Source organism: uncultured Litoreibacter sp. (assembly GCF_947487515.1).
Lineage (GTDB): Bacteria > Pseudomonadota > Alphaproteobacteria > Rhodobacterales > Rhodobacteraceae > Litoreibacter.
Genome location: NZ_CANKWO010000001.1, coordinates 646,646 through 673,334 on the forward strand (window position 1 = coordinate 646,646; position 26,689 = coordinate 673,334).

At 56.6% G+C, this 26,689-nt stretch carries 31 protein-coding genes; 1 reads left to right on the forward strand and 30 read right to left on the reverse strand.

Features of this window, described 5'->3' with window-relative positions; translation table 11 throughout:
* Positions 1–25: 25 nt before the first annotated feature.
* Complete coding sequence (locus Q0746_RS03150; protein ID WP_298257108.1) at positions 26–1,549, forward strand: DEAD/DEAH box helicase; 1,524 nt, start codon at positions 26–28, stop codon at positions 1,547–1,549.
* 85 nt (positions 1,550–1,634) lie between these two features.
* Here Q0746_RS03150 and Q0746_RS03155 read toward each other — a convergent pair whose 3' ends face one another.
* The 30 genes from Q0746_RS03155 to Q0746_RS03300 form a co-directional block, all read right to left on the reverse strand.
* The gene (locus Q0746_RS03155; RefSeq protein WP_298257110.1) at positions 1,635–3,299 is read right to left on the reverse strand and encodes a ribonuclease J; all 1,665 of its coding nucleotides are present in this window, start codon (positions 3,297–3,299) and stop codon (positions 1,635–1,637) included.
* Positions 3,300–4,073 carry a type III pantothenate kinase gene (locus Q0746_RS03160; protein ID WP_298257112.1) on the reverse strand — a complete coding sequence of 258 codons (774 nt, stop codon included), beginning with the start codon at positions 4,071–4,073 and terminating at the stop codon, positions 3,300–3,302.
* Positions 4,074–4,153: 80 nt separating this feature from the next.
* Positions 4,154–4,906, reverse strand: a complete 753-nt coding sequence (locus Q0746_RS03165; RefSeq protein ID WP_298257114.1) for a biotin--[acetyl-CoA-carboxylase] ligase — start codon at positions 4,904–4,906, stop codon at positions 4,154–4,156.
* Positions 4,896–6,335 (reverse strand): NADH-quinone oxidoreductase subunit NuoN, encoded by a 1,440-nt coding sequence (gene nuoN / locus Q0746_RS03170; RefSeq protein ID WP_298257116.1) that lies wholly within the window; start codon positions 6,333–6,335, stop codon positions 4,896–4,898. Before nuoN ends, Q0746_RS03165 begins: the two co-directional genes overlap by 11 nt.
* A gap of 11 nt (positions 6,336–6,346) precedes the next feature.
* A complete protein-coding gene (locus Q0746_RS03175) occupies positions 6,347–7,888 on the reverse strand; it encodes an NADH-quinone oxidoreductase subunit M (protein WP_298257118.1) in 1,542 nt (513 codons plus the stop codon).
* Positions 7,888–10,002 carry an NADH-quinone oxidoreductase subunit L gene (gene nuoL, locus Q0746_RS03180; RefSeq protein ID WP_298257120.1) on the reverse strand — a complete coding sequence of 705 codons (2,115 nt, stop codon included), beginning with the start codon at positions 10,000–10,002 and terminating at the stop codon, positions 7,888–7,890. The genes Q0746_RS03175 and nuoL overlap by 1 nt, the downstream gene beginning before the upstream one ends.
* A 6-nt stretch (positions 10,003–10,008) precedes the next feature.
* Complete coding sequence (gene nuoK / locus Q0746_RS03185; protein WP_089944285.1) at positions 10,009–10,314, reverse strand: NADH-quinone oxidoreductase subunit NuoK; 306 nt, start codon at positions 10,312–10,314, stop codon at positions 10,009–10,011.
* Positions 10,315–10,728, reverse strand: coding sequence for a hypothetical protein (locus Q0746_RS03190; RefSeq protein WP_298257125.1), 414 nt, complete (start codon positions 10,726–10,728; stop codon positions 10,315–10,317).
* On the reverse strand, positions 10,725–11,339 hold the full coding sequence (locus tag Q0746_RS03195) for an NADH-quinone oxidoreductase subunit J (RefSeq protein WP_298257127.1): 615 nt from the start codon (positions 11,337–11,339) through the stop codon (positions 10,725–10,727). Before Q0746_RS03195 ends, Q0746_RS03190 begins: the two co-directional genes overlap by 4 nt.
* Positions 11,339–11,740: a carboxymuconolactone decarboxylase family protein gene (locus Q0746_RS03200; RefSeq protein WP_298257129.1), complete on the reverse strand. Its 402-nt coding sequence runs from the start codon at positions 11,738–11,740 to the stop codon at positions 11,339–11,341. The genes Q0746_RS03195 and Q0746_RS03200 overlap by 1 nt, the downstream gene beginning before the upstream one ends.
* The gene (locus tag Q0746_RS03205; RefSeq protein ID WP_298257131.1) at positions 11,737–12,129 is read right to left on the reverse strand and encodes a carboxymuconolactone decarboxylase family protein; all 393 of its coding nucleotides are present in this window, start codon (positions 12,127–12,129) and stop codon (positions 11,737–11,739) included. Before Q0746_RS03205 ends, Q0746_RS03200 begins: the two co-directional genes overlap by 4 nt.
* Positions 12,126–12,617, reverse strand: a complete 492-nt coding sequence (gene nuoI / locus Q0746_RS03210; protein WP_298257133.1) for an NADH-quinone oxidoreductase subunit NuoI — start codon at positions 12,615–12,617, stop codon at positions 12,126–12,128. The genes Q0746_RS03205 and nuoI overlap by 4 nt, the downstream gene beginning before the upstream one ends.
* Positions 12,618–12,642: 25 nt before the next feature.
* On the reverse strand, positions 12,643–13,368 hold the full coding sequence (locus Q0746_RS03215; RefSeq protein WP_298257135.1) for a hypothetical protein: 726 nt from the start codon (positions 13,366–13,368) through the stop codon (positions 12,643–12,645).
* Between the two features lie 6 nt (positions 13,369–13,374).
* Positions 13,375–14,412 (reverse strand): NADH-quinone oxidoreductase subunit NuoH, encoded by a 1,038-nt coding sequence (gene nuoH / locus Q0746_RS03220; RefSeq protein ID WP_298257137.1) that lies wholly within the window; start codon positions 14,410–14,412, stop codon positions 13,375–13,377.
* A gap of 6 nt (positions 14,413–14,418) precedes the next feature.
* Positions 14,419–14,808 (reverse strand): hypothetical protein, encoded by a 390-nt coding sequence (locus Q0746_RS03225; protein ID WP_298257139.1) that lies wholly within the window; start codon positions 14,806–14,808, stop codon positions 14,419–14,421.
* A gap of 6 nt (positions 14,809–14,814) precedes the next feature.
* A complete protein-coding gene (gene nuoG, locus Q0746_RS03230; protein WP_298257141.1) occupies positions 14,815–16,830 on the reverse strand; it encodes an NADH-quinone oxidoreductase subunit NuoG in 2,016 nt (671 codons plus the stop codon).
* A 3-nt stretch (positions 16,831–16,833) separates the two neighbouring features.
* Positions 16,834–17,319 (reverse strand): DUF3291 domain-containing protein, encoded by a 486-nt coding sequence (locus tag Q0746_RS03235; protein WP_298257143.1) that lies wholly within the window; start codon positions 17,317–17,319, stop codon positions 16,834–16,836.
* Positions 17,316–17,723 carry a DUF5333 family protein gene (locus Q0746_RS03240; protein WP_298257145.1) on the reverse strand — a complete coding sequence of 136 codons (408 nt, stop codon included), beginning with the start codon at positions 17,721–17,723 and terminating at the stop codon, positions 17,316–17,318. The genes Q0746_RS03235 and Q0746_RS03240 overlap by 4 nt, the downstream gene beginning before the upstream one ends.
* A 12-nt stretch (positions 17,724–17,735) precedes the next feature.
* Complete coding sequence (locus Q0746_RS03245) at positions 17,736–18,077, reverse strand: hypothetical protein (RefSeq protein WP_298257147.1); 342 nt, start codon at positions 18,075–18,077, stop codon at positions 17,736–17,738.
* A complete protein-coding gene (locus tag Q0746_RS03250) occupies positions 18,074–18,418 on the reverse strand; it encodes a hypothetical protein (protein ID WP_298257149.1) in 345 nt (114 codons plus the stop codon). Before Q0746_RS03250 ends, Q0746_RS03245 begins: the two co-directional genes overlap by 4 nt.
* Entirely contained in the window at positions 18,415–19,713 is a 1,299-nt protein-coding gene (nuoF, locus tag Q0746_RS03255) for an NADH-quinone oxidoreductase subunit NuoF (RefSeq protein WP_298257151.1), read from the reverse strand. The genes Q0746_RS03250 and nuoF overlap by 4 nt, the downstream gene beginning before the upstream one ends.
* Positions 19,714–19,756: 43 nt before the next feature.
* Entirely contained in the window at positions 19,757–19,975 is a 219-nt protein-coding gene (locus Q0746_RS03260) for a DUF5337 domain-containing protein (RefSeq protein ID WP_298257153.1), read from the reverse strand.
* 19 nt (positions 19,976–19,994) lie between these two features.
* Positions 19,995–21,068, reverse strand: coding sequence for a hypothetical protein (locus tag Q0746_RS03265; RefSeq protein ID WP_298257155.1), 1,074 nt, complete (start codon positions 21,066–21,068; stop codon positions 19,995–19,997).
* A gap of 26 nt (positions 21,069–21,094) precedes the next feature.
* Positions 21,095–22,228 carry an NADH-quinone oxidoreductase subunit E gene (locus Q0746_RS03270; protein ID WP_298257157.1) on the reverse strand — a complete coding sequence of 378 codons (1,134 nt, stop codon included), beginning with the start codon at positions 22,226–22,228 and terminating at the stop codon, positions 21,095–21,097.
* A gap of 43 nt (positions 22,229–22,271) precedes the next feature.
* The gene (locus tag Q0746_RS03275) at positions 22,272–22,556 is read right to left on the reverse strand and encodes a hypothetical protein (protein WP_298257159.1); all 285 of its coding nucleotides are present in this window, start codon (positions 22,554–22,556) and stop codon (positions 22,272–22,274) included.
* Complete coding sequence (locus Q0746_RS03280) at positions 22,553–23,764, reverse strand: NADH-quinone oxidoreductase subunit D (RefSeq protein WP_298258039.1); 1,212 nt, start codon at positions 23,762–23,764, stop codon at positions 22,553–22,555. The genes Q0746_RS03275 and Q0746_RS03280 overlap by 4 nt, the downstream gene beginning before the upstream one ends.
* Positions 23,764–24,375: an NADH-quinone oxidoreductase subunit C gene (locus Q0746_RS03285; protein WP_298257161.1), complete on the reverse strand. Its 612-nt coding sequence runs from the start codon at positions 24,373–24,375 to the stop codon at positions 23,764–23,766. Before Q0746_RS03285 ends, Q0746_RS03280 begins: the two co-directional genes overlap by 1 nt.
* Positions 24,372–24,905 (reverse strand): NADH-quinone oxidoreductase subunit B, encoded by a 534-nt coding sequence (locus Q0746_RS03290; protein WP_298257163.1) that lies wholly within the window; start codon positions 24,903–24,905, stop codon positions 24,372–24,374. Before Q0746_RS03290 ends, Q0746_RS03285 begins: the two co-directional genes overlap by 4 nt.
* A complete protein-coding gene (locus Q0746_RS03295; protein WP_298257165.1) occupies positions 24,896–25,261 on the reverse strand; it encodes an NADH-quinone oxidoreductase subunit A in 366 nt (121 codons plus the stop codon). The genes Q0746_RS03290 and Q0746_RS03295 overlap by 10 nt, the downstream gene beginning before the upstream one ends.
* Before the next feature lie 277 nt (positions 25,262–25,538).
* Positions 25,539–26,657: a lytic murein transglycosylase gene (locus tag Q0746_RS03300; protein WP_298257167.1), complete on the reverse strand. Its 1,119-nt coding sequence runs from the start codon at positions 26,655–26,657 to the stop codon at positions 25,539–25,541.
* Between the last annotated feature and the right edge of the window lie 32 nt (positions 26,658–26,689).

Here is a 26,689-nt window from a genome sequence, read left to right on the forward strand (position 1 = left end):
GTGGGGCTGCGCAATTTGGATATACATGACAAAATTCACAGACCTGAAGTTGCACGCCAAAGTTCTTAAGGCGATTGATGAAGTTGGCTACACCGAGCCTACCCCCATTCAAGCCGGAGCGATCCCGCCTGCCCTTGAGGGCCGCGATGTTCTAGGAATCGCACAAACCGGCACCGGCAAAACCGCCAGCTTCACACTGCCGATGATCACTTTGCTAAACCGAGGCCGCGCACGGGCACGCATGCCCCGCTCCTTGGTTTTGGCCCCGACACGCGAATTGGCCGCACAGGTTGCGGAAAACTTCGACCTCTATGCCAAGCACACCAAACTGACCAAAGCACTGCTGATCGGCGGCGTATCTTTCAAAGAGCAAGACGCCCTGATTGACCGCGGCGTTGACGTGTTGATCGCCACTCCGGGTCGTCTTCTGGACCATTTCGAGCGCGGCAAGCTGATTTTGTCGGACGTGAAAGTCATGGTTGTGGACGAAGCCGACCGCATGTTGGATATGGGCTTCATCCCCGATATTGAGCGCATCTTCCAGATGACACCTTTCACCCGTCAAACCTTGTTCTTCTCGGCCACTATGGCCCCCGAGATCGAACGGATCACCAACACATTCCTGTCGAACCCCGAGCGGATCGAAGTCGCGCGTCAGGCGACGACATCTGACACGATCACTCAGCTGTTGTTTGAGTTGCCCGGCACCCGCCGTGACGCCCAAGCCAAGCAAAAGCGCGACTTCCTGCGCAAGCTGATCGACCAAGAAGGCGAGAAAGTCACCAACGGCATCATCTTCTGCAACCGCAAGGTAGATGTGGATATCGTCGCGAAATCGTTGAAAAAATACGGCCATGACGCGGAACCAATCCACGGCGATCTGGATCAAAACCACCGCATGCGCACCTTGGAAGGCTTCCGTGACGGCAAAATCCGGTTCCTTGTGGCCTCTGATGTGGCGGCACGCGGGCTGGACATTCCAAATGTCAGCCACGTGTTTAACTTCGACGTTCCTGGCCATGCGGAAGATTATGTGCACCGCATCGGTCGCACAGGTCGCGCTGGACGCCTAGGCACGGCGATGATGATCTCGACCCCTAAGGACGAGAAGCAGCTCGCCGCGATTGAGAGCCTGATTGAGAAACCCGTTCCGCGTGGAGACGTTGGCGAGCAAAAAGCGCCTGTCTCAAAAACCACCGAGGCAGATGCGGCAGCCGACACCAAAGAAGAGCGCCCGACAAAATCTCGCTCACGCTCGCGCAGCCGCTCCAAGGCCAAGCCAGAGGCGGAAGCAAAGGCAGATGCCCCAGAGGTCGCAGCGCCCACGAAAACGCCCGAGAAAGCCGAGGCCAAGCCTGCGAAGACTGAAGCCTCGAAAGAGGCGCAAGAAGCGGCTCCCAAGCCCCAGCAAGAACACGCGCCCCGTTCACGGTCTCGCGGTGGAAAAGGCCGTGGGCGCAACGAAGACCGTGGCCCGAAGGTCGTGGGTTTGGGCGATCACCTGCCGACTTTCATCGAAAAGAGCTTTGCGGAACGCCGCGCCGACTGATTTTCAGCTACACCAAATTCAAAAGCCCCCGAAGCAGATCAGCTTCGGGGGCTTTTTTGATTCTGACTGGAACGAATGGGACGGCTTAGGCCGCCAGTCTGGAGATCAGCACCACAACCTCAGGCTTCTTGCCGATTTCCTTTTGCGATGTCTGGCGAACAATGCGCTTGATCTTCTCTTCCAACTTGTCGTCATTCGCCACAGTTTTGGCGTCCGCACGACCAAGAAACTGGCCAATTTCGTCTTCCAAGATGTCTTGCAACGCCGCGTGGGATTTGCCGGTTTCTGGCAAGCCACGCAGTTCGCACCACGCATCGGACAGCGGGTCATCTTCTTCGTCGATCAAGATTCCGATCACCACCTGCCCGTTCAACGCCATGCGGATGCGGTCACGTACAACCCCGTCCAAAGCGCCGATTTGGACAGAGCCATCAAGGTACAAGCGCCCCGTCTCAATGAACTCCACCACTTCGGGTTTGTCCCCAGATAGCGAAACCATAGTGCCATTTGGCGCCACGACAGAAGCGATGCCATTGGCTTCGCCAATTTTCGCGTGCTCGCGCAGCATACGGTGTTCGCCGTGGTTCGGGATCAAGATTTGCGGCTTTACCAATCGGTGCATTTCTTCCAGATCGGGCCGGTTCGCGTGGCCGGACACGTGAATATCCGCCATCTTGTCGTCGATAACATCGACACCCAATTCACTGAAATTATTGACGATTTGCCCTACCGAGGTTTCATTCCCCGGAATGGTCTTGGAAGAGAACAAAACCGTATCGCCTTCGCGCAGGGATATGCCCAGAAACTTGCCTCGCGACAGTTGCGCGGTTGCGGCGCGGCGCTCCCCTTGGGATCCTGTGGCCAAGATCATCAGGTTTTCACGCGGCACGTCGCGGGCCTCTTCTGGCAGAATGTAGGGGGGGAAATCGGTGACAACACCGGTCTCAATTCCCGCCTTCACCATACGCTGCATGGACCGACCCATCAGGCAGATAGACCGCCCCGCCTCGCGACCAGCCTCCGCAAGCGTTTTCACCCGCGCAATGTTGGAGGCAAATGTAGTGGCGACAACCATCCCCGTGGCGTCCCGCACCAAAGGTACGATGTTCGGCCCCACAGTGGCCTCGGAGCGGCCTTCATGTCGCGAAAACACATTGGTTGAATCACAGATTAGCGCTTTTACCGGAGCCAAGTCAGACCACGCTTTGCGATCAAAGGCTTCGCCCAGCACAGGTGTCTCGTCGATCTTGAAGTCGCCCGAATGCACCACCCGCCCGTCCGGCGTGTCGATCACCAGACCAGAGCTTTCGGGGATCGAATGCGAAATCGGCATGAAGCCTACCTTGAACTTGCCCACTTTGACCTGTTCCGGCATTGGCTCAACGATGTTGATCTCAGAGCCGGAATAGCCGTGCTCAGCCATCTTCAATGCAGCAATATGCCCCGTGAATTTGCGCGTGTAGATTGGCGCCTTCAGGCGGCTATACAGATGCCCGACCGCGCCCACGTGGTCTTCATGTGCATGGGTGATAAATATTGCATCGAGCTGCTTTGCGCGATCCGCAATCCATTCGATGTCTGGGAAAATCAGATCAACACCCGGGGTGCTGTCCATATCTGGGAAGGTCACGCCCATGTCGACCAAGATGAACCGCTCCTTGCCCGGTTTCCCGTAGCCATAGAGATACATGTTCATGCCAACTTCGCCCGCCCCGCCTAGGGGAAGGTAGACCAGTCTTTCGCCTGCCATTTAGGTATTCTTTCTATTGTGCTCATTGATGACCACCAGCCCACGCATGGTCAGGTCATCGTCGAATTCGTCAAATAGGGCGTCTGCCTGCTGGAACAGCGGCGCCAACCCCCCGGTGGAAATTACTTTCATGTCGCGGCCGTGCTCGGCTTTGATGCGGGCGCATATCTCTTTGATAAGGCCGATATAGCCCCAGAACACACCCGACTGCATGCACGCAACCGTATTCGTACCAATTACCGTTTGAGGCTTGCTAATATCAACATGTGGCAATGCCGCAGCCGCCTGATGCAACGCCTCCAAGCTCAAGTTCACCCCAGGTGCGATCACGCCCCCGATATAGGCCCCGTCACTGTCAACAACATCAAAGGTCGTAGCCGTGCCAAAATCGACCACGATCAAGTCGCCTCCGAAAAGGTCATAGCCCGCGACCGTGTTCACCAACCGGTCAGGGCCCACAGCGGTCCCCTCATCCACGCGCACGTCCACCGGAAGCGCACAGCCCTCTTTGCCCACAACCAGCGGGCGCGTGTTGAAATAGCGGTCCGCAAAAACCCGCAGGTTGAACACCACACGCGGCACCGTGGAGGACACTATGACTTGTGTGATTTCTACGTCGATCTTCTCAAACCGCATGAGCGTCGACAGCCAGACATAATACTGATCTGCCGTGCGCTGCCATTCGGTCGAGGTGCGCCAAGTCGCGATGAATCCTTCCCCATCCCAAATGGAGAACACGGTGTTCGTGTTGCCGCAGTCAATCGCCAGTAGCATACCTTTGCCCTTTTTGGTCACGCAGTTGCGTAGGCCTGTGCATATACGTCCTTGTCGGGGGCGTCAAAGTTCGGCCGGTCTCACTGAAAATACACATCCGCCGCCGCGATTTCGCGCAGTCCCTTCGAGGTTTGCAAAATCAGGTTCCCAGCCGCATCGATCCCCTCAAACGTCCCCGAGTGTTCCTCACCCACGGTGCGCGCGGTGATGACGTCGCCCAAACGCGCGGCTTTCGCCAACCAAGCCTCTCGGATTGGGGCAAATCCATAGGTCACAAACTGTGTCTCCCATTTTGCATAGGCCGCAGCCAGCTCCAGCGCGAAATCCTCTGTGTCCACGGAGGCACCGATTGATTGCAAGCTGGTCGGAGCAACGGCGTGCTGCTCCAACTCAGAGGTGTTGGGGGCCTCTTTCAGGTTGACGCCGATCCCGATTGCCAAGCTATCGAGGGACCCGCCCTGCCCCGCACTGGCAAGCAATATGCCTGCCAGTTTGCCGCCATGCAGCAGAACGTCATTTGGCCACTTAAGCGAAAATGCCTCTGGGCGACCGGTCAGGGCCACACAGGCTTCAAACAACGCCAGCGCCGCCACGAAGGACCGCAGAGAAACAATTTCAGGGGGGTCTTTGGGGTGCAGCACCAAAGTGCCTGCGAAATTGCCCTTAGGGTTGGACCACGCCCGCCCACGCCGCCCATGTGCGGCGGTTTGCGTCTTGGCGATAATCCAAGTCGGGCCGGATATGGTGCCGGCCCGACGGTTTGCCTCGGCCATGGTGCTGTCCACGCTTTCCAGCGTAATCAGCCCATAGCCGGCGGGCCATTCAGTTGACAAGTGCGCCAGCGGCGGTCAGGGCCAATCCTTCGATACCAAACAGATTGATGACCCCCAGAAGCATCACGGCAGCAGCCCCGACCAAGAACATCCAATTGACCATTGGCATGGAGCCGTTCAGCGCGTCGCGCTCTTCGCCGAAATACATGTAGTAGATCACACGCAGGTAGTAGAAGGCGCCGATCACCGAACCGACGACACCGGCAATGGCCAACCACGCCATATCCGCATCCACAGCCGCTTTCAGCACGTAGAACTTGCCAAAGAAGCCCACCATCGGCGGAATGCCCGCCAGAGAGAACATCAACACCAGCATCGCCAAAGCACGCATCGGCTCTTTCTTGGAATAGTTCTGCAACGCGTCGATATCGGTGACCGGCTCGCCGTCTTTCTCCATCGACAAGATGAACGCGAAGGTGCCGATATTCATCGTCACATAGATCGCCATATAGATCAGCATGGCTTGCACGCCTTCCGCGGTGCCCGCGGCCAAGCCCATCAAGGCGAAGCCCATATGCGCGATCGAGGAATAGGCCATCAGGCGCTTGATGTCGCGCTGGCCGATCGCAGCGATCGCGCCGAGGAAAATGGACACGATCGACAAAAAGGCCACGATCTGCGACCAGTCGGCGACGGCCCCGCCAAAGGCGTCATGCACAACGCGGGCAAACAATCCCATAGCAGCCACTTTAGGGGCCGTGGCGAAGAAGGCCGTGATCGGTGTGGGCGAGCCCTCGTAGACATCAGGTGTCCACATGTGGAAGGGCGCCGCTGATACTTTGAAGGCCAAGCCCGCAACCACAAACACCAGACCAAACAACAAACCAAGGGAGATGTCGCCTGCATGCACCGTCGAGTAGATACCTGCAAACAATGTGGTGCCCGCATAGCCGTAGACCAATGAAGCGCCATATAGCAGCATGCCCGACGACAGCGCGCCCAGCACAAAATACTTCAAACCCGCTTCCGTGGATTTCGCAGAATCGCGGCGCAAGGATGCGACGACATAAAGCGCCAAGGACTGCAACTCCAGCCCCATGTAGAGCGCCATCAAATCGCCTGCTGACACCATCATCATCATGCCGACAACCGAAAGTGCAACAAGGATCGGATACTCAAATCGGAACAACCCGTGACGGGTCATGAAGTCTTGGCTCAAGAGCAAGATTGCTGCGGCAGACAGCAATATCGTAACCTTGGCAAAGCGCGAGAAACCGTCGTCCATGAAGGCCCCACCGAAGGCCGCATTCGCCCCTTCGCCATTGAAGCCAATCCATGCGGCAAGCAGGACGAACACAAGGCTCGTGGCCCAAAGGACCAAAGGCGCCGCCTTGTCCTTGGTAGTATAGACCCCGCCCATTAAGGCCACCATGGCGAAAACCGCCAATATGACTTCGGGCAGAACGATATTCAGGTCAGCTTGGATCATCTTATCCGTCCTTAGTGTCCGGCCACAGCCGTGGTTACGCCGCTGTCGAGCAGCGCAGTGTCATAGTTAGAGACAAGCGCTTCCACGCTTGGCCCGATCAGATCCAGCACCAATGCCGGATAAACCCCCAGCAAAATGGTCATGAAGATCAATGGTGCGAAGATCGCTTTCTCGCGAGAGGTCATATCCGTGATCGAACGCAGGCTTTCCTTAATCAGATCACCCATAACCACGCGGCGGTACAGCCACAGACCATAAGCCGCCGACAGAATAACCCCCGTGGTCGCAAACATCGCAACCCAAGTGTTGACTTGGAACACGCCCATCAATGTCAGGAACTCCCCAACAAACCCCGATGTGCCTGGAAGGCCAACATTTGCCATGGTGAAGAACATGAAGATCAGCGCATAGGCCGGCATCCGGTTCACCAATCCGCCATAGGCGTCGATTTCGCGAGTGTGCATCCGGTCGTAAATCACACCAACACACAAGAATAACGCGCCAGAAATGAACCCGTGGGAGATCATCTGGAAGATCGCGCCGTCAACACCTTGCTGGTTGGCCGCAAAAATACCCATGGTCACATAGCCCATGTGCGCAACCGAAGAGTAAGCAATCAGCTTCTTCATGTCGGACTGCACCAAAGCCACCAATGAGGTGTAGATAATCGCGATGGCAGACAACCAAAGAACATAGTTTGCAAGAACCTCGGTCCCGACAGGGAACATCGGCAGCGAGAAACGCAAGAAGCCGTAGCCGCCCATCTTCAACAAGATTGCCGCCAGAACTACGGACCCTGCGGTCGGTGCCTGCACGTGCGCATCCGGCAACCAAGTGTGAACAGGCCACATTGGCATCTTCACCGCAAAGCTGGCGAAGAAGGCCAAGAACATCAGTGTTTGCAACCCGCCTACGACTGTTACACCTGCGACAGAGAAGCTCTCTGATGCGAAGGTATGTGACAGCAAAGTCGGAATGTCCGTCGTGCCCGCGTCCATATACATGGCGATCATGGCCACCAGCATCAAAACCGACCCCAACAATGTGTAGAGGAAGAACTTGAACGACGCATAGATGCGGTTCACCCCGCCCCAGATACCAATGATCAGGAACATCGGGATCAAACCGGCCTCGAAGAAGAGGTAGAACAAGATCAGATCAAGCGCGCAGAACACGCCCAACATCAACGTCTCCAGCAACAAGAAGGCGATCATGTAGTCCTTCACCCGTGTCTTCACATCCCAGCAGCTGGCGATCACCAGCGGCATCAGGAATGTGGTCAACAGCATGAAGGTGACGGAAATTCCGTCGACGCCCATTTTGTACTTCAGCCCCAAGAGCCAGTCGCGCTCTTCCACAAACTGGAAGCCGGTATTGGCTGGGTCAAAGCCTGTGTAGACAAAGATCGACAGCAAGAAGGTCAAGCTTGTGGCAAGCAAGGCAAGCCATTTGGCACTGCGCTGCGAAGCCTCATCATCGCCGCGCAAAAACACGGCCAAGATCACAGCCGCGACAAGCGGCATGAAGGTGATAACGGAAAGTAAGTTGTCCATTAGTGGCCGCCCCCGACGCCAGTCTCAATAGAAGGTCCGCCAATCGCGAACCAAGTGATGATAAGTACCACGCCGATTACCATGGCGAAGGCGTAGTGGAACATGAAGCCGGACTGCGCACGGCCCGCAAGGCGTGTCAGGAACGGCACGGCCCCCATCGCGACCCCGTTGATCGAGCCGTCGATGACTTTGCCGTCGCCCCGTGTCCACAAGAAGTTGCCAAGACATTTGGCCGGACGGATGAAGATCACCTCATACAACTCGTCGAAGTACCATTTGTTCAGCAAGAACTGGTAGAGATGCTTCTGGTTGTTCGCCAAACGTCCAGGCAGGCTTGGGTTTTTGATGTAGAACATCCAAGCCGTAAAGAAGCCGATCAACATTGCAATGAACGGGGCAACCTTTACCCATTTCGGCGCATGGTGAGCCTTGTCCATCGTGTGGTTGTCTGGCCCCATGTAGATGGCACCCTGCCCCGGAACCTGTGGCGCGCCATGATCTGCGTGATCATCATGGCCTTCATCGGTGCCCGCCGCGATAGCCGCCATGCTGAGCGTGTTAGGGTCAACAATCGCGTGCTGCTCACCTTGGGTCATGCCGAAGAATTTCTCCACGTCATGGTGGTCACCAAAGAACGGCTTGAAGAACACCATGCCTGCGAAAACTGCTCCCACAGCCAGCACGCCAAGTGGCACCAGCATAACCATTGGGCTTTCATGCGCATGCTCATGCGTGTGCTTGTCGCCGCGCTCGGTGCCGTAGAAGGTCATGAACATCAGGCGCCAAGAATAGAACGATGTGAACACCGCCGCGATAACCAGCAACCAGAAGGCGTAGCCGGATCCGCCGCCCCATGCGCTCTCGATGATCGCGTCTTTGGACAGAAAGCCTGCAAAGCCGATGTGGGTCAGCGGAATGCCAACACCTGTGATCGCCAATGTGCCGATCATCATCGCCCAGAAGGTCAACGGAATTTTCTTACGCAGGTTGCCGTAGTTGCGCATATCTTGCTCATGGTGCATCGCGTGAATGACCGAGCCCGCGCCAAGGAACAACATCGCCTTGAAGAACGCATGTGTCAGCAGATGGAACATGGCCACCGAGTAGACGCCAACACCTGCGGCCACAAACATGTAGCCCAGCTGCGAGCAGGTCGAATAAGCAATCACGCGTTTGATGTCGTTTTGCACAAGGCCAACGGTCGCCGCGAAGAAGGCGGTGGTCGCCCCCATAACAACGATGAACGCTTTGGCGTCAGGTGCGAATTCCATCAAAGGCGACATGCGGCAAACCAAGAAGACACCAGCAGTAACCATGGTCGCGGCGTGGATCAGGGCAGACACCGGTGTCGGGCCTTCCATCGCGTCTGGCAACCAAGTGTGCAAAAGAAGTTGGGCCGATTTGCCCATCGCGCCGATGAACAACAAGAAGGCCAACAAGTTTGCGGCGTTCCAGTCAGTCCACAAGAAATGCAACTGCGTTTCCGCCAATTCAGGTGCGGCGGCAAAAACATCAGAGAAGTTGATGCTGTCGGTCAGGTAGAACAATCCGAAGATACCAAGCGCGAAACCGAAGTCACCCACACGGTTAACCACAAAGGCTTTGATCGCGGCGGCATTTGCGGATGGTTTCTTATAGTAGAAGCCGATCAACAGGTAAGACGCAACGCCCACACCTTCCCAGCCAAAGAACATTTGAACCAAGTTGTCCGAAGTCACCAGCATCAGCATCGTGAAGGTAAAGAACGACAGGTAAGCAAAGAAGCGCGGCTTGTAGCTGACGCCTTCGCCGAAATGTTCGTCATGCGCCATGTAGCCGAAGGAATACAGGTGCACCAGGCTCGACACCGTGGTCACAACGATCAACATGATCGCGGTCAAACGGTCCACACGAATGGCCCAAGAGGTGTCCAAAGTGCCGGATTGGATCCAACGCAGCAGCTCGATGGTTTCGGTTGTGCCGTCGAAGGTCAGGAAGACGACCCAGCTCAGAAGTGCCGACAAGAACAGCAGTCCCGTTGCAATCACGCAGCCCGCTTGCTCGCCGATGAACTTCCAGCCGAAGCCGCAGATCAAAGCGCCGATCAGAGGAGCAAAGAGGATGATGGTTTCCATAGTGACTTAGCCCTTCATCACGTTGACGTCTTCCACGGCGATGGTGCCGCGGGTTCGGAAGAAGCAGACCAGAATGGCCAGCCCGATTGCCGCCTCAGCCGCCGCAACCGTCAGCACGAACAAGGTAAATACCTGTCCGGCGAGGTCGCCAAGATAGCTGGAGAAGGCTACGAAGTTGATATTCACCGCGAGCAACATCAGCTCGATCGACATCAAGATGATGATGACGTTCTTGCGGTTCACGAAGATGCCGAAAATGCCGATGACGAACAATGCCGCCGCGACTGTGAGGTAGTGTTCAAGTCCGATCATTTATCCTTGCTCCAGCAATCCAATAAGCGCCGAGTGGTCGCAGATTTCGTTGGTATATCTTTCATGGTCACCCGCTTTGGTGGGGTCGTAGTCAAATGACTTCTCAGGAAAAGCCACTTTCAATGTTTCAATTACGTCGAACCAGCCATGCATGTCTGGGCCACCAGAGAAGAAAGGGGGCTTTTGTGCACCCGGACATCTTGCCAAAAACTCTTGCTGCCAAGGCTCATACTCATCGCTTGGCTCTTGGCAAATCATGGTCCACTCATAAGTGGCATGGCCGATGCTTTGTCCAGCGTATGAACATGGCAACTCAGAATTCACCCCCATATCAGCGCGGCTCGACAATGCAACATCAGCAGATGCTGGCAATGCCCAGAAAGTCAGACCAAAGATAAAAGCGGTTCTGTTCACAACCCCTGCCCCGGTTTGACGTCTTTCAACTCCATCTGCTCCGCTGGATCGCGGTAGATTTGGCTTAGCACGTTTTGACGTTTGATGTCTGGGCGGTGGCGCAGGGTTAGCACGATGGCACCGATCATGGCGACCAGCAGGATCAGGCCTGCTGCTTGGAACAGGTAGATGTATTTGGTGTAGATCAACTGGCCCAAAGCCACGGTATTTTGCGTGTCTTCCAGCGCAGGCGTGACCGCGTCGCGCAGCTCAGCTGCGTTCTCCGCGCCCGTCCAAGCGCCGAAGACCAAGGCCAGTTCCATCAACAAAATAACGCCGATCAGCCCTGCAAGCGGGACGAATTTGGCCAACTCCCCGCGCAGTTCTGCGAAATCCACGTCCAGCATCATCACCACGAAAAGGAACAACACCGCGACCGCGCCCACATAGACGATGATCATCAACATGGCGACGAATTCCGCCCCCAGCAAAACGAACAATCCAGCAGAGGATAGGAACGCCAAAATCAACCACAGCACCGAGTGCACGGGGTTGCGTGACACCACAACAAACATGCCCGAGGTCACGACCGTAATGGCAAATAGGTAGAATGCAAAATCAGCGAAGCCCATTAGCTTGTCCCTTCTTCGTCCAGCACTTCTGTCGCAAGCTCCATCGCTTTTGACATGGCCGGTACGCCGCCAAACATTGCGGCTTGTGCAATGGTTTCGGCAATCTCTTGTTTCGATGCGCCCGCCTCTTTGAGGTGACGGACAGTCAGTCTGATCTGGCTTTCGCCCTGAGCCCCCTGAATCGTCAACCCCGAGAGGGTCAGCAACAGGCGCGTCTTGGCATCAAGCCCCTCGGGGCTCAACCCCTTACCCATGAATTGCTCCATCATCTCTGAAGAAAGCGTGGGCATAATATTCTCGAATCCTTTAGGCGTGAACGCTTCCAGCGCAGGGTTCATGGATTTCGCCATGTCCTGCCCCATCTTCACAAAGGCCTCAAAGGGGTTGGTTGGGTCGCTCATGTGTCAGCCTCCTCGGCTTCAAACACTTCAATCGCCGCGTTCATCGCGTTGATCATCGCAGGGAACCCACCATAAAGCGTCATCTGAAAAATGATCTCGCAGATTTCCTCACGGCTGGCGCCAACCGCGCGAGCAGATCCAATGTTCACCTTCAACTGCGGGCGGGTTTGAGACCCCATCGCCGTCAAAGCTGCAATCGTCGCCAGCAGACGGGTCTTTTCGTCCACGCCGCCACGCGCATAGAATTTGCCATAGGCCACATCCACGACGGTTTCAGCCAAGCCGGGAACCAGCGCGTCATAGCGGGCGCGTAACGCGTCCTCCATGCCGGGGTTCACCTGCTCGGACAATTCCTTGCCGCGTGCGTATGTGCCTAGGCTATCGTTCATCGGTAAGGCGCATCCATCTCTAGGTTGCGCGCGATCTCGCCTTCCCAACGCTCGCCATTCGCCAATAATTTGTCCTTGTCATAGAACAGCTCTTCGCGGGTTTCGGTGGCGAATTCGAAGTTCGGCCCCTCGACAATGGCGTCCACTGGGCAGGCTTCTTGGCAGAAGCCGCAGTAGATGCATTTGGTCATGTCGATGTCATAGCGCGTTGTGCGGCGCGAGCCGTCGTCGCGCGGTTCCGCATCGATGGTGATCGCTTGGGCAGGGCAAACAGCTTCGCAAAGCTTACATGCAATGCAACGTTCCTCGCCGTTGGGGTAGCGGCGCAAGGCGTGTTCACCACGGAACCGAGGGCTCAAAGGCCCCTTTTCATGCGGGTAGTTCAAAGTCGCCTTGGGGGCGAAGAAGTACTTCAGCCCAAGTTGCATGCCTTTGAACATGTCCAGCAGCAGGAAGTATTTAGCCTTACGACCGAAGCTGACACTCATCTCATCTCTCCCGTTGGGCGGCACATCATGCGCTGGCCCATTTCGTTTGGTAGTCGCTCTGCAATGCGGATCCAGCCCGCGCCTTTGCAGTCGTCTTTTCAATCTCATAGTGCAGATACATGCGGCCCTCTGGGATCATCCCCTTCAGGCGCAATCTGCGACCGGTTTCTGCGGCGTCCGGAAAGTTCAGCGGCGCCACCGTTCCCGGAATTTTGTGGATGCCCGCGCAGATATGCACGAGGCATTGGCATTTTCGTTTCCAAAACGTCCAGACCAGCTCTGGCGAGAATTGGTACATCCCGTGGCCAACCCAGCCGTTCATGCCATTGGCCGACACGAAACGCCCACCAGGTTTCAACATGTTGAACACATTTTCCAAGGCCTGCGGAACGTTGAAAACATGCTCAATCGTGCCCCCGTCAAAAATGAAGCCAAATTGGTTGTGCAGCTTCTTTGACACGGGTTCGTTAAGATCATGCTCAATGGACGGTCCCTCATATGAGGCAAAATCCATCGTTTCGATTTCCCCCAAACCAAGGTTGCGAAACAGCGTCTCGGAGTACCCGTCTTCCTGTAGAAAATGGAACCGTTTCTCCTTGATGCCTGCTCGGCGCAAAGACTTTTCATAGGACTTGGCAAAGGGCGGTTCGATCTTGAACGACTGACGGCCCAGCATCAGCGACCGGCCCGCAGGCCGGAAGCGGGTGGAAAGATCCACCAATTGCTGAAACAGGGTGCAGTCGACGCCCATGGTTGATTAGCCCCCCACTGCCCAGCGAGCATAAGCCCCGCCAAATGCGCCGTATTGGGCAAAGAAGGCCACAAGAACAACCCAGCCCAGCGACAACGGCAAGAACACTTTCCAGCCAATGCGCATCAGTTGGTCGTAGCGGTAGCGCGGCACGATGGCCTTCACCATGGCGAACATGAAGAAGAAGAATGCCATTTTGCCAACCATCCACAATGGGCCATCCGGCAAGAACGGGATCGGGGACAACCAGCCACCAAAGAACAGCAGTGTGATCAGGGCGCACATCAAGAAGATAGCGATATATTCACCGGCCATGAACAGCAAAAACGGGGTTGAGGAGTATTCAACTTGGTAGCCCGCAACCAGTTCCGATTCAGCCTCTGGAAGGTCGAACGGCGGGCGGTTCGTCTCAGCCAAGGCACTGATGAAGAACAAGAACACCATTGGAAGATGCGGCAACCAATACCAGCTGAAGAAGCCGTAGCTGCCATCTTGGGCGCGTACGATGTCGCCGAAGTTCAACGATCCCGTGGACAGCACGACACCGATGATGATCAAGCCGATGGAGACCTCATAAGAGATCATCTGCGCCGCAGAGCGCAGGCAGCCAAGGAACGGGTATTTGGAGTTTGACGCCCAGCCCCCCATGATCACGCCGTAAACTTCCAAAGAGCCGATGGCGAAGACGTAAAGAATAGCGACGTTCAAATCCGCCAGCACCCAAGTGTCGTTAAACGGGATCACTGCCCAAGAGATAATCGCCAGCACAAAGGCCAGCATCGGGGCCAGCATAAACACAAATTTGTCTGCGCCCGCAGGGATCACGATCTCTTTGACCACATATTTCAGCGCGTCAGCCACCGATTGCAGCAGCCCGAAGACGCCTACAACATTTGGCCCGCGGCGCATTTGCACGGCAGCCCAGATTTTCCGGTCGCCGTAAACCAAGAACAGCAGGGAAATCATCACGAAAGCGATCATTGCCAAACATTGTGCGGCGATGATCAGTGCGATCCCTAGTCCAGATGAAAGAAATTCAGCCATGGTCCCTCAAACTGTTGGTATGCCGGTTTCGGCACATTCTGCGACGACTACTTCGGCGTCGATTGTTTGCAATCCGTCGGGCAGCGCAGCCGAGATGGTGTAAACCGCATCTCCGGCCCAAAGGCCACCCTCTTCCTGTACGTTTGTGCGCACATGACGCGCAAATCCGAAACCTCGGATCAATGCGTATTGTGCAGCCGCACATTTTCCGTAATCCGCGACGTCCGCATTGGTCCGCGCGCCCTTCATCCGGACCAGAAAGCTGACGATGTCATCGTCGAGCCGTCTGGTCTCGATCCCGAGGTACTCCGGCGCAAAATAGTCCTGCGTCGGATCCTCGGTTGGGGTACAGGCCACTAGCATGGCTGCCCCCAGAAGGAATATGCGGTTGCGCATGTCACGTTACTCCGCAGCCATCGCGGGGTTGGCCCGTGCTTTGGCGTTGGCCGATAGCTCTGCCATCAATTCAGAGGCGCGCGCGATCGGATTTGTCAGGTAGAAATCGGTCAAGGCGGGGCGGAAGTCTGCTTTGCCCATCGCCTTTGTCTTAAGTGGCGTCCATGTGTTTTGCGCCACAACATCGATGTCGGCAAGATGCGGCACCTCTGCGACCAATGCGCTGCGCAATTGCGCCAAGCTGTCGTAAGGCAAGGTCGCGCCCAGCTCCGCTGACAACGCACGCAAAATGGCCCAATTGTCTTTCGCCTCGCCCGGAGCAAAGCCCGCGCGCAACGCCAACTGCGGGCGGCCTTCGGTGTTGACGAACACGCCCTGCTCTTCTGTGTACGCAGCCCCTGGAAGAATAATGTCAGCGCGATGCGCGCCCCGATCCCCATGAGACCCTTGGTAAATTACGAATGGACCAGCCGCGATTTCGACCTCATCAGCGCCAAGGTTGTAGATAACTTCGGCGTCTTTGATGGCATCCATGCCACCTTCGGCCGTGCAACCTGCATCCAGCGCACCGACGCGACCAGCCGCAGTGTGCAGCACCAGCAGCTTGCCGCCAGATTTGTCACAAATGGCCTGAACGGTTGCAAGGACGGCTTCCCCGTCAGCTTCGCGCAATGCGCCTTGGCCGACGATGACGATGCACTTCTTGTCCTTCAGCTCGGCCATATCCAAACCGGCAACATGAGCGAGCGCGGCACGATCAGTGCCCATATGCTCATATTCGTAGGTCAAATCTACTTTTTCGCCAACCAACGTCACATCCGCGCCTGCGGACCACGCCCGACGAATACGTGCGTTCAAAACAGGCGCTTCGATCGTGGGGTTTGTCCCGACCAGCAAAATCTTATCCGCGCCATCGATGTCTTCAATCGCAGCATTTCCGACATAGGCCGAGCGGTTGCCCGCTGGCAGTTTCGCGCCGTCCGTGCGGCATTCCACAACACCACCTTGACCTTCAACCAGTTGCTTCAGCGCATATGCCGCCTCAACCGGAGCCAGATCGCCTACAAGACCGGCAAGTTTCTTGCCCTTCATCGCCGCAGTGGCTGCTTTCAATGCTTCGTCCCAGCCTGCTTTGCGCAGCTTGCCGTTCTCGCGGATATAAGGCGTGTCCAAACGTTGGCGACGCAGGCCGTCCCAAACAAAGCGTGACTTGTCGGAAATCCATTCCTCGTTCACGCCATCATGGTTGCGCGGCAAGAAGCGCATGACTTCGCGCCCTTTGGTATCAACGCGAATGCTGGAGCCAAGCGCGTCCATCACGTCGATGCTTTCGGTTTTGGTCAATTCCCATGGGCGTGCCGTGAAGGCATAGGGTTTGGAGACCAATGCACCAACGGGGCAAAGGTCAATGATGTTGCCTTGCAAGTTGGAATTCAGGGTTTGGCCCAAATATGATGTGATCTCGGCGTCTTCACCGCGGCCCGTCTGGCCCATCTGCGTGATGCCCGCCACTTCGGAGGTAAACCGAACACAGCGCGTGCACGAAATGCAGCGGGTCATATGGGTCTCGACCAATGGGCCAAGGTCCAGATCATCTGTCGCGCGCTTGGGTTCGCGGTAGCGCGAGAAGTCAACGCCATAAGCCATGGCCTGATCTTGCAAATCACATTCGCCGCCTTGGTCGCAGATCGGGCAATCCAGCGGGTGGTTGATCAACAGGAATTCCATGACACCTTCACGGGCCTTTTTGACCATAGGTGAATTGGTTTTCACAACCGGCGGCTGGCCTTCGGGACCAGGGCGCAGGTCGCGCACCTGCATCGCGCAAGACGCGGCGGGTTTGGGCGGGCCGCCCACAACTTCGACCAGACACATGCGGCAGTTGCCCGCAATTGTCAGACGCTCGTGATAGCAGAACCGAGGAACCTCGACGCCCGCTTGCTCACATGCTTGGATCAGGGTCATTGCCCCGTCACATTCGACCTCAGTGCCGTCGATGATTACTTTTTTTAGGTCGCTCATGCGTTACTCCGCAGCCACTTGGCAGCCATGTGTTTTCCACATGGTCGCGTCTTTCAAATAGTCCCAGCCAAACGCGTCGGGGCTGTCACCCTTTGCGTTCAACATCTCAAGTCTTTCCAGCGCTTCGTCTAATGTTGGCTGATGCCCAACCGGCACCCACCACATAACGAAGTGCATCTTATCCAACACCTCGAACCACTCTTGGCGTTTCTCATAGAATTGCTTGTGCACCGTGCCCCAGACGAACGTCTCAAGGCTGGCCACATCTTCCCAAACTGTCAGGTTCGGCACATATTGCGGGTCACCTGCAATCGAATGTGCCGTGGCTCCTGGCGCACCGGAGCCCTCAAGCATCCACACAAAGCCCGGCATGCGTTTGCCCAAGCTGTTGATCCGGTCAATGTTGTCAATGAACTCGGCCACGCGTGGATCATCCACTGGGGCCAGCAGTCTGCCAACATTCAACTCGGCGAGGTGATGACCCTTCATTGCGCCACCTCCACCAGCAAGGCTCCAATGTCGGATCCTTGGGAAATCTCGCTCCGACCCGCCGCACAAACAGCCTCGCCAGAGGCCGTTTCAAGCTGGTGCTTGTCTGCAAAGACCTGCTGCGCCTTTGTGAGCTGCGCTTCGCCGCTTTCCATGTCAACGAAAGGGTCCTTGGAGTTAAACCCATCGGCTTCGAGTTTCATTTGCAAAGCTTCAGAGGCCTGAATGACGGCCAGCGGATCCACACGCAGTTCTGCACACGACAAGGCCAAAGACTGTGCCGCAGATGTCGCCACCAAAGCAGATACGAAATAGTCGGGCATTGGTCGCATGTCGGCCAACGCCGGCGCGGCCACCAAAAAGGTAGCAGCGGCGAAGGGGCCAAATTTCACGACGCTCGACATTCTCAATCAATCCTAACGTTTGGTGCAGCGGGCGTTGAACACCAGCGTGTCACCGTCTTGGGTGAAGGCCCAATCTTTGCTGACGCTGCTCAATTTCCATTCAGCATCCGAGCCGCCATAGTTCAGCAAGCAGTATTTGGTGGCCTCAAAGCGCACGCTTTCGCGAACTTCTTCGACCCCTGCGCCTTTGTTCTGGACGCGAATTTCGATATCGCGTTTGTCATCGCCCGACGACAGTTTTGCCTTGAAAGGCAACGCCCGTTCGGTATCCGCATTCCGCGACTTGTCACGGCTAAACGTCGAGCAAGACGCCGCCCCGAAAGCCAACGACGCGATGAGCACCAGCCGGATCATGACTTCAATCCTGAGCCATCAATCACCTGATCGCTTTGCGAGACACCGACGCAGAATACTTTCACGGTGAGCAAGCCACCGTCGCGGGTGCGCGTGTCAGGAATGGCGCTTTCGCCCTCTTGGCAGGCAATTTCCATGGCACGGGTCACCGCGCGATTTTCATCTGCCACTGGGATCTGCGCACCATCCTTGTAGCGAAGAACCACACGGGTGGTATCCGCGGCACGCCCTGCTTCAACGATCTCGATAGGCGGGCCTTTGGGTTCTTCCGATACAGGACCGGTAGGAACACAGGCCGCGAGAACGGCGGCGGCGGGAATCAATGCCAACGCGCGCATCATTCTGCGGCCACCGCTGACACGCGGCCAGTCCGCTTGTGCTTGATGCGGTCTTCAATCTCGTCGCGGAAATGGCGCACCAAACCTTGAATTGGCCAAGCTGCCGCATCACCCAAGGCACAAATTGTATGGCCTTCGACCTGTTTGGTCACATCGAGCAACATGTCGATCTCTTCGACCTCCGCCTCGCCGGTGACCAAACGATCCATCACGCGCATCATCCAGCCGGTGCCTTCGCGACACGGCGTACACTGCCCGCAGGATTCATGTTTGTAGAATTTCGACAGACGCCAGATCGCTTTGATGATGTCAGTGTTCTGATCCATCACGATCACCGCGGCCGTTCCCAAGCCGGAGCGCTGCTCTCGCAGCCAGTCGAAATCCATGATGCAGTCGTTTTCCATCATCTCGCCGGGCAACATCGGAACAGATGACCCGCCCGGAATCACGGCCTTGAGGTTGGACCAACCGCCGCGGATGCCGCCACAGTGGCGGTCGATCAGCTCTTTGAACGGGATCGACATGGCCTCTTCGACAACGCAGGGGTTGTTCACATGACCCGAGATCGCGAACAATTTGGTGCCCGCATTATTTGGGCGACCAAAGCTAGAAAACCAGTCACCGCCCCGACGCAAAATAGTTGGCACAACCGCAATGGATTCTACGTTGTTCACTGTGGTCGGGCAGCCATAAAGGCCGGCCCCCGCTGGGAACGGTGGCTTCATGCGGGGCATGCCCTTTTTGCCTTCAAGGCTTTCCAGCAAGGCGGTTTCTTCGCCGCAGATATAGGCCCCTGCCCCGTGGTGCAGATAAATGTCGAAGTCCCAGCCTGATTTGGCGGCGTTCGGGCCCACAAGACCTGCCTCGTAACATTCGTCGATGGCGGCCTGCAGAGCTTCCTTTTCGCGGATGTATTCGCCGCGAATGTAGATGTAGCAGGCGTTGGCATTCATCGCGAAGGACGCGATCAAGCACCCTTCGATCAAGGTGTGGGGATCATGGCGCATGATCTCGCGGTCTTTGCAGGTGCCCGGCTCGGATTCATCTGCGTTCACCACCAAATAGCTTGGGCGACCGTCGCTTTCTTTGGGCATGAACGACCACTTCAAACCGGTCGGGAAGCCCGCGCCGCCACGGCCACGCAGGCCGGAGCCCTTCATCTCTTCGACAATCTTGTCACGGCCACGCTTGATGATTGCGGCTGTGCCATCCCAATGCCCACGGGCTTTCGCGCCCTTAAGGGAGCGGTCATGCATCCCGTACAGGTTGGTAAAGATGCGGTCCTTGTCTGCAAGCATAGCTGTCGCGTCCTGTCTGATCTTCTTGTGTCGCATAACGCGCCTATTGTCTGGCGCGCCACACTCGTAATAATACGACCAACGCCCAAACGAACGCGGCCCCTGCAATCATGTCCAGCAGGAAGGCGTATTTCGCAGGCAAACCAAGTTGCCCCCCAATCACCTGTGCCCCGACCCAGATCAGCATCGTGGCAAAAATCACGATAGCCGCTTGTCGAGCCTGCCTGACCATACGCGGGTCCTCTTGCGAGGGCCCACTCATTGTTTAGTTCCAGTCAGGGTCAATAGACCCCGCCCTTTTTCACCTTCTTCGAGAACTCGGTCTGGCCACCTTTGGCCAAAATCTTGGCCTGCTTTACCCACTCATCGCGGGAAACGCGGCCCTTCACGCCCTCAAGATTGTTATCTGCCCATTCCACTTCTTTCTTGCGCCAGCTGGCCACCTGATCGAAGTGATATACGCCTTGTTTGTGAAGCTCACCTTCCAGTTTCGGGCCAACGCCTTTGATCTGCTTTAGATCATCAGGGCCGCCGTCACGGGCTTTGCTCAAGAGTTCCGGTTTTCCATCTGCTGCGACGGGCTTGGCCTTGGCCTTTGGTGCCGCTTTCGCTTTCGCGGCGGGCTTCGCAGATGCGGCCTTCGCCGCAGGCTTCGCGTCCCCCGCTTTGGCCTTGGTCGCAGCCTTTGGTTTCGCTGCTGCCGTTTTAGGTTTGGCTGCAGCTTTTGGCTTCGTCGCGGCTTTGGTCTTTGGCTCAGCTTTCGCTGTCGCGTCTGTGCCACTTGTGGATTTGGCTGCCGTTTTAGAGCTCGCAGCTTTCTTCGCAGCTGGCTTCTTGGCCGCTGGTTTCTTCTCTGCGGGTTTCTTTTCTGCAGGTTTCTTTGCGGTGGTTTTCTTCGCCGCAGTTTTCTTCGCCGCTGGTTTGGCCTTTGCGGTGTCCGCTTTGGCCTCACCTTCGTACTTCCAGTCCCCCTTGCGCGCAGCAACATCCGCTTCGCCAGCAAGTTCCGCTGAAGGCTTCACCTTGGGTTCTGTGCTGGTGCTGGTTGCAGCGACGTTAGCTGCTGCTGCACTTGAAGTTGTGGCATCAGCCGTCGAGGTCAAGGGCGCCGTCGTCGCGGCGTTATCGGAGGATGCGGATGTACCAGAAGACATATCCGTGTCGGAGCTGCCGCAGAATGCCCAGTTCAGCACGAAGCCGCCGGCGATCAATGTCACCAAGCCCCAAAGTGCTGCGGGCATAAAGCCGAAATTCCGCATCGACATCAGCAATGCAGCAACCAAGACGCCAGCGATCAGCGCAACAAGCCAGCACACCGTTTTGCAGCTTGAGTTACTTGTGTTGTTCTGTCCCATTATCCGTACTCCCCGTCTGTTTCAGACTAGTAGACGCCGCCTTTTTTTACACGGCTTGAAAATTCCGTAGCGCCGCCTTTGGCGAGCACTTTGGCTTGCTTCACCCACTCATCCCGGGAAACGCGGCCATTGAAGCCTTCAAGGTTTTCATCGACCCAAGCGACTTCTTTCTTGCGCCAGCTGGCCACTTGATCGAAGTGGAACACGCCGAGCTTGTGCAAAAGCTCTTCGAGTTTGGGGCCAACGCCTTTGATCATCTTCAGGTTGTCGGCACCACCGGCGCGCGCCTTTTTCAAGAGTTCCGGCTTCCCGTCTGCAGCAACGGGTTTTGCTTTGCTCGCGGATTTTGGAGCAGATTTTGCGGCAGCTTTGGCAGCCGGTTTTGCTGCCGGTTTCGCAGCAGTCTTTGTGGCTGGTTTGGCCTTGCCGGCGGTCTTGCTCTTGCTTTTGCCGCCATGTTGCCACGGGGCCAGCAACGGTACTTCCGTGCCATCGATGCGTTTTACGGTATCGCCGATATCAGCCGCCAGTTGGACTGATGCGTTGTATTGCGTCTTTCCGCTGTCAAACTCGGTCAGCGAGGTCAGGCCTTTGCGAGGCTCCGCCGCATAGCGTCCGTTTTGCGATCCCGGGGTGGGTACATCGCCCGCCGCCAGCATGTCGATGATCTTCACCAGACTCTTGCCCGACAGATCTTCGTAGTAGTCCTTGCCGATCTGGGCCATGGGCGCATTGGCGCAGGCACCGAGGCATTCGACTTCTTCCCACGAAAACTTTCCGTCCGCAGACAGTTGATGCGGCTTCTCGGCGATTTTCTCTTTGCAAATTCCGATCAGATCTTCCGCACCACAAATCATGCAGGACGTCGTGCCGCAAATTTGAATATGCGCAACAGATCCAACAGGTTGCAACTGGAACATGAAGTAGAATGTGGCCACTTCCAAGGCGCGGATATAGGCCATACCCAGCTTGTCCGCGACATATTCAATGGCCGGACGGGTCAGCCAGCCCTCCTGCTCCTGCGCGCGCCACAACAGCGGAATAATCGCCGAGGCCTGACGACCTTCAGGGTATTTCGTGATCTGCGCATCCGCCCAAGCAAGGTTTGCGGGGGTGAAAGCGAAGCTGTCAGGCTGGTCTGCGTGAAGTCTGCGAAGCATGGAGGTCTTAAGCCTTTATTTGTTCGTCAAAGAGAGCGCGGAATTAACCGCAGGCCCCCACAGTGGATCGGATGCCGCCGCCAGGTTGCTCAACTGCCTGAAGCTGCGCAATCGCCTCTTCTTGCACTTTATCAAGCTTCATGTCTTTCCAGCCGGTCAGGTTGCGAATTTCAGCATGGGTGATGCCGTCGAAGTCGATGCAACCCACTTGCGCCATTGCGGAAGCGTAGCGCGCGAGGTCGACGTCATCAACGCTCAGCTCGGGGGCCGGGACACAAGCCGCCAAAGTCAGGGCGCCTGCTGCTGCGAATGTAGAAAACTTGTTCATCGGTCAATCTCTCCAAAAACTACGTCCATCGTTCCAATAATAGCGGCCACATCAGCAAGTTGGTGGCCTTTGCACATGTAATCCATAGCCTGCAAATGCAGGAACCCGGGTGCCTTGATTTTGGCGCGGTAAGGTTTATTCGTCCCGTCCGCCACCAGATACACGCCAAATTCGCCTTTAGGCGCTTCAATCGCGGTGTAAACCTCACCCGCAGGGACGTGGAACCCTTCGGTGTATAATTTGAAATGATGGATGAGGGCTTCCATCGATGTTTTCATCTCGCCGCGTGCCGGAGGGGTCATCTTGCCCCGCGCCATCACATCGCCCTTCTCAACACGAAGCTTGTCGATACACTGGCGCATAATCGAGAGCGACTGACGCATCTCTTCCATACGGCACAGGTAACGGTCAAAGCAGTCGCCATTCTTCCCAACCGGAATTTCGAATTCCATTTCATCGTAGCATTCATAGGGCTGCGAACGGCGCAGATCCCATGCCAAACCAGAGCCGCGGACCATCACGCCGGTGAACCCATAGTCAAGAATATCTTGCTCGGACACGATCCCGATATCCGCATTGCGTTGCTTGAAGATCCGGTTGTCGGACAACAGCCCGTCGATGTCGTCAAGCACCTGAGGGAAGGTCGTGGTCCATTCCTCAATGTCGTTGATCAGGTCATCCGGCAGGTCTTGGTGAACCCCACCCGGGCGGAAGTACGCCGCGTGCAGACGCGCGCCACAGGCCCGCTCGTAGAACACCATCAGTTTTTCGCGTTCCTCAAAGCCCCAAAGCGGCGGCGTCAATGCGCCCACGTCCAAGGCCTGTGTGGTCACGTTCAACAGGTGGTTCAGGATACGACCGATTTCCGAGTATAGCACGCGGATCAAAGAGGCGCGGCGCGGCACTTCGGTGCCTGTCAGCTTTTCAATGGCCAAGCACCAAGCGTGCTCTTGGTTCATCGGGGACACGTAATCGAGGCGGTCGAAATACGGCAGGTTTTGCAGGTAGGTCCGGCTCTCCATGAGCTTCTCAGTCCCGCGGTGCAGCAGGCCGATATGCGGATCGCAGCGTTCTACAATCTCGCCGTCCAGCTCCAGAACCAAGCGCAAAACGCCGTGCGCTGCAGGGTGCTGCGGGCCGAAGTTAATGTTGAAGTTACGGATCTTCTGCTCGCCCGTCAGAGCGTCGTCGAATTTGCCACCGTCCATCATTTCGCCCCCTCTTCAGCTTTCTCGTCACCCGGCATGATGTATTCGGCACCTTCCCATGGCGACATGAAGTCGAACTGGCGGTATTCTTGGACCAGCTTCACCGGCTCGTAGACCACGCGCTTCTCGGCCTCGTCGTAGCGGACTTCGACATAGCCCGTGGTCGGGAAGTCCTTGCGCAGCGGGTAGCCGCGGAAGCCGTAGTCGGTAAGGATGCGGCGCAAATCAGGGTGGCCGGAAAACATGATGCCGAACATATCGAAGATTTCACGCTCGAACCAATTGGCCGCCGGATAAACGTCACACAGCGATGGTACGATTTCGTCTTCGCGGGTCGCCACCTTCACGCGGATACGGTGGTTCTGGTACATCGACAGATATTGGTAGACCACTTCAAAGCGCTGTTCGCGGGTCGGGTAATCGACCGCAGTGATGTCGACCATTGTCGAGAAGCGGCAAGCGCGGTCAGTTTTCAGAAACTCCGAAAACGCGATAAGCGAGCTGGGTGCGATATGCACGGTCAACTCGTCAAATGCGATCTCGGTGGTCAGCACGCAGTCAGGGCGCTTCAGCTCGATGTGAGCTGCGAGTTCTTGTAGGGCTGCGGTCATCGAATGATATTCCCCGTCCGACGGATTTTGCGTTGCAACTGAAGGATGCCGTAAAGCAGCGCTTCGGCTGTGGGCGGACACCCAGGCACGTAGAGATCAACCGGCACGATCCGGTCACAGCCACGCACAACGCTGTAAGAATAGTGGTAGTAGCCGCCGCCGTTCGCGCAGGACCCCATGGAGATCACGTAACGCGGCTCTGGCATCTGGTCGTAAACCTTGCGCAGCGCGGGGGCCATTTTGTTGGTCAATGTGCCCGCCACGATCATCAGGTCCGACTGACGTGGGGAGGCGCGAGGCGCTGTGCCGAACCGCTCCATGTCGTAGCGGGGCATAGCGGTGTGCATCATCTCAACAGCACAACACGCCAAACCGAATGTCATCCAGTGCAGCGAGCCGGTCCGCGCCCAATTGATGATGTCCTCGGTCGAGGTGACAAGGAAACCCTTGTCTTGCAGTTCAGAATTCAACTGCGCAGTGGCGACATCCTTGTCCCATCCCGCAGTGTTCAAACCGGTTGCTACTCCCATTCGAGTGCTCCCTTTTTCCATTCGTAAGCAAAGCCAATTGTCAGCACTGCAAGGAAGACCATCATCGACCAAAAGCCCAGCAAGCCCACATCCTTAAAGGCCACAGCCCAAGGGAAGAGGAAGGCAACCTCTAGATCGAAGATAATGAACAGGATCGACACCAGATAGAACCGAACGTCAAATTTCATCCGCGCATCATCGAATGCGTTGAACCCGCATTCATAGGCAGAGACTTTTTCGGCGTCTGGGTTACGGACTGCGACAACCGCCGCGGCTAAAATCAGCACCAATCCCAAGCCAATGGCTATTGCCAGAAAAATAAGTATGGGCAGGTATTCGCGTAGAAGCTCGTCCACGTAAGTCTCCTTCTTGCCTGCTCAGTGGTGACTCACAGGACTTGTTAGTTGCGGTGATCTTTACGCTTGCACGTGCAGGGGGTCAACCGATGGACATGCTGTCTTGTCGTACTAGAATCCTAATAATTCATACCACGCCGGTCATTTTTCGCCCGCATAAATCCTTAGTGTTTTCATTGGGTATGCTGTGCGATTCTTGATGCAGCGGTTATGAGGGGATGAACCGCATGGCAACTTCGGGCGGGTCGACCGGAAATCAAACCCACCCTCATGGCCGCTAAAGCAGCCGCGCCAGCAACGCCGGTGAAGGGGTTCCTGTGGCTTCTAGGCCGATGCTTTGCTGATAGGCGCCTATTGCGGCTTTGGACTTTGGCCCCAGAACGCCATCGGCCCCGCCGGTATCAAAGCCCTTCGCCGTCAGGCGTTCTTGCAGGCGCTTGCGGTCCTTGATGGTCAGCCCGTATTTGTCCGGCCCGAACGGGGTCTTCAATGGCCCACCTCCGGCCAAACGATCCGACAGGTGCCCTACCCCCAACGCGTAATTGTCGGAGTTGTTGTACCGCTTGATCGCCTTAAAGTTCTGCCCCACCGAAAAACGCGGCCCGCCGGCATCGGGTTGCAAGCCACCGCTGGTGACTTCACGGCCCCAAGGCTGCGAAGCTTGCCAGCCGGATCGCGCCAAATAGGCTGCGGTCGAGGCCAACGCATCGGATGGGTCCTCGGACCAGATGTCGCGTCGCCCGTCGCCTGTGAAGTCCACTGCGAACAATTGGTAAGAGGTGGGGATAAACTGCGTGTGCCCCATCGCCCCTGCCCAAGACCCAACCAAACGGTTGGGAGTGGTGTCGCCCGTTTGCAAAATCTTCAAAGCCGCAATCAGCTGCTTTTCAAAGAACGCGCCACGGCGTCCGTCAAAGGCAAGCGTAGCAGTGGCCGAGACCACAGGGATATCACCGCGCCGCGTTCCGAAGTTGCTTTCTACGCCCCAAATTGCCGCGACCACATTGGCGGGCACACCATATTTGGCCTCAATCGCGTCAAGTCGCGACCGCTGCTGCGCAAAGGCAATGCGGCCCGCCTTAATTTTCTCTTCAGAGGCCACAATGGCGAGGTAGTCTTCAAAACTGCGCTTGAATTCCGTCTGATTGCGGTCGCGTTCAATAACTTCTGGCAAAAAGCCGACGCCGCGCAAACCCGCACGCAGGGTCGCGTCCGTTATCCCGCTAGAAGACGCCCGCGCGCGGAAGCTGTCGATCCAACGATCGAAGGCCGCGTTTGGGACGGCGCGAAATGCGGTGGTCGCGGATTTGGTAGCCGCAGGTGCGGATGTCCCCGAGCTGCAGGCTTGCAATGCGCTCGCACCTGTAAGGGCTAGAAAGTGACGTCGTGTGAACATGGGGCTGCTCCCTCTGAGTGGGGTTGTTTTGC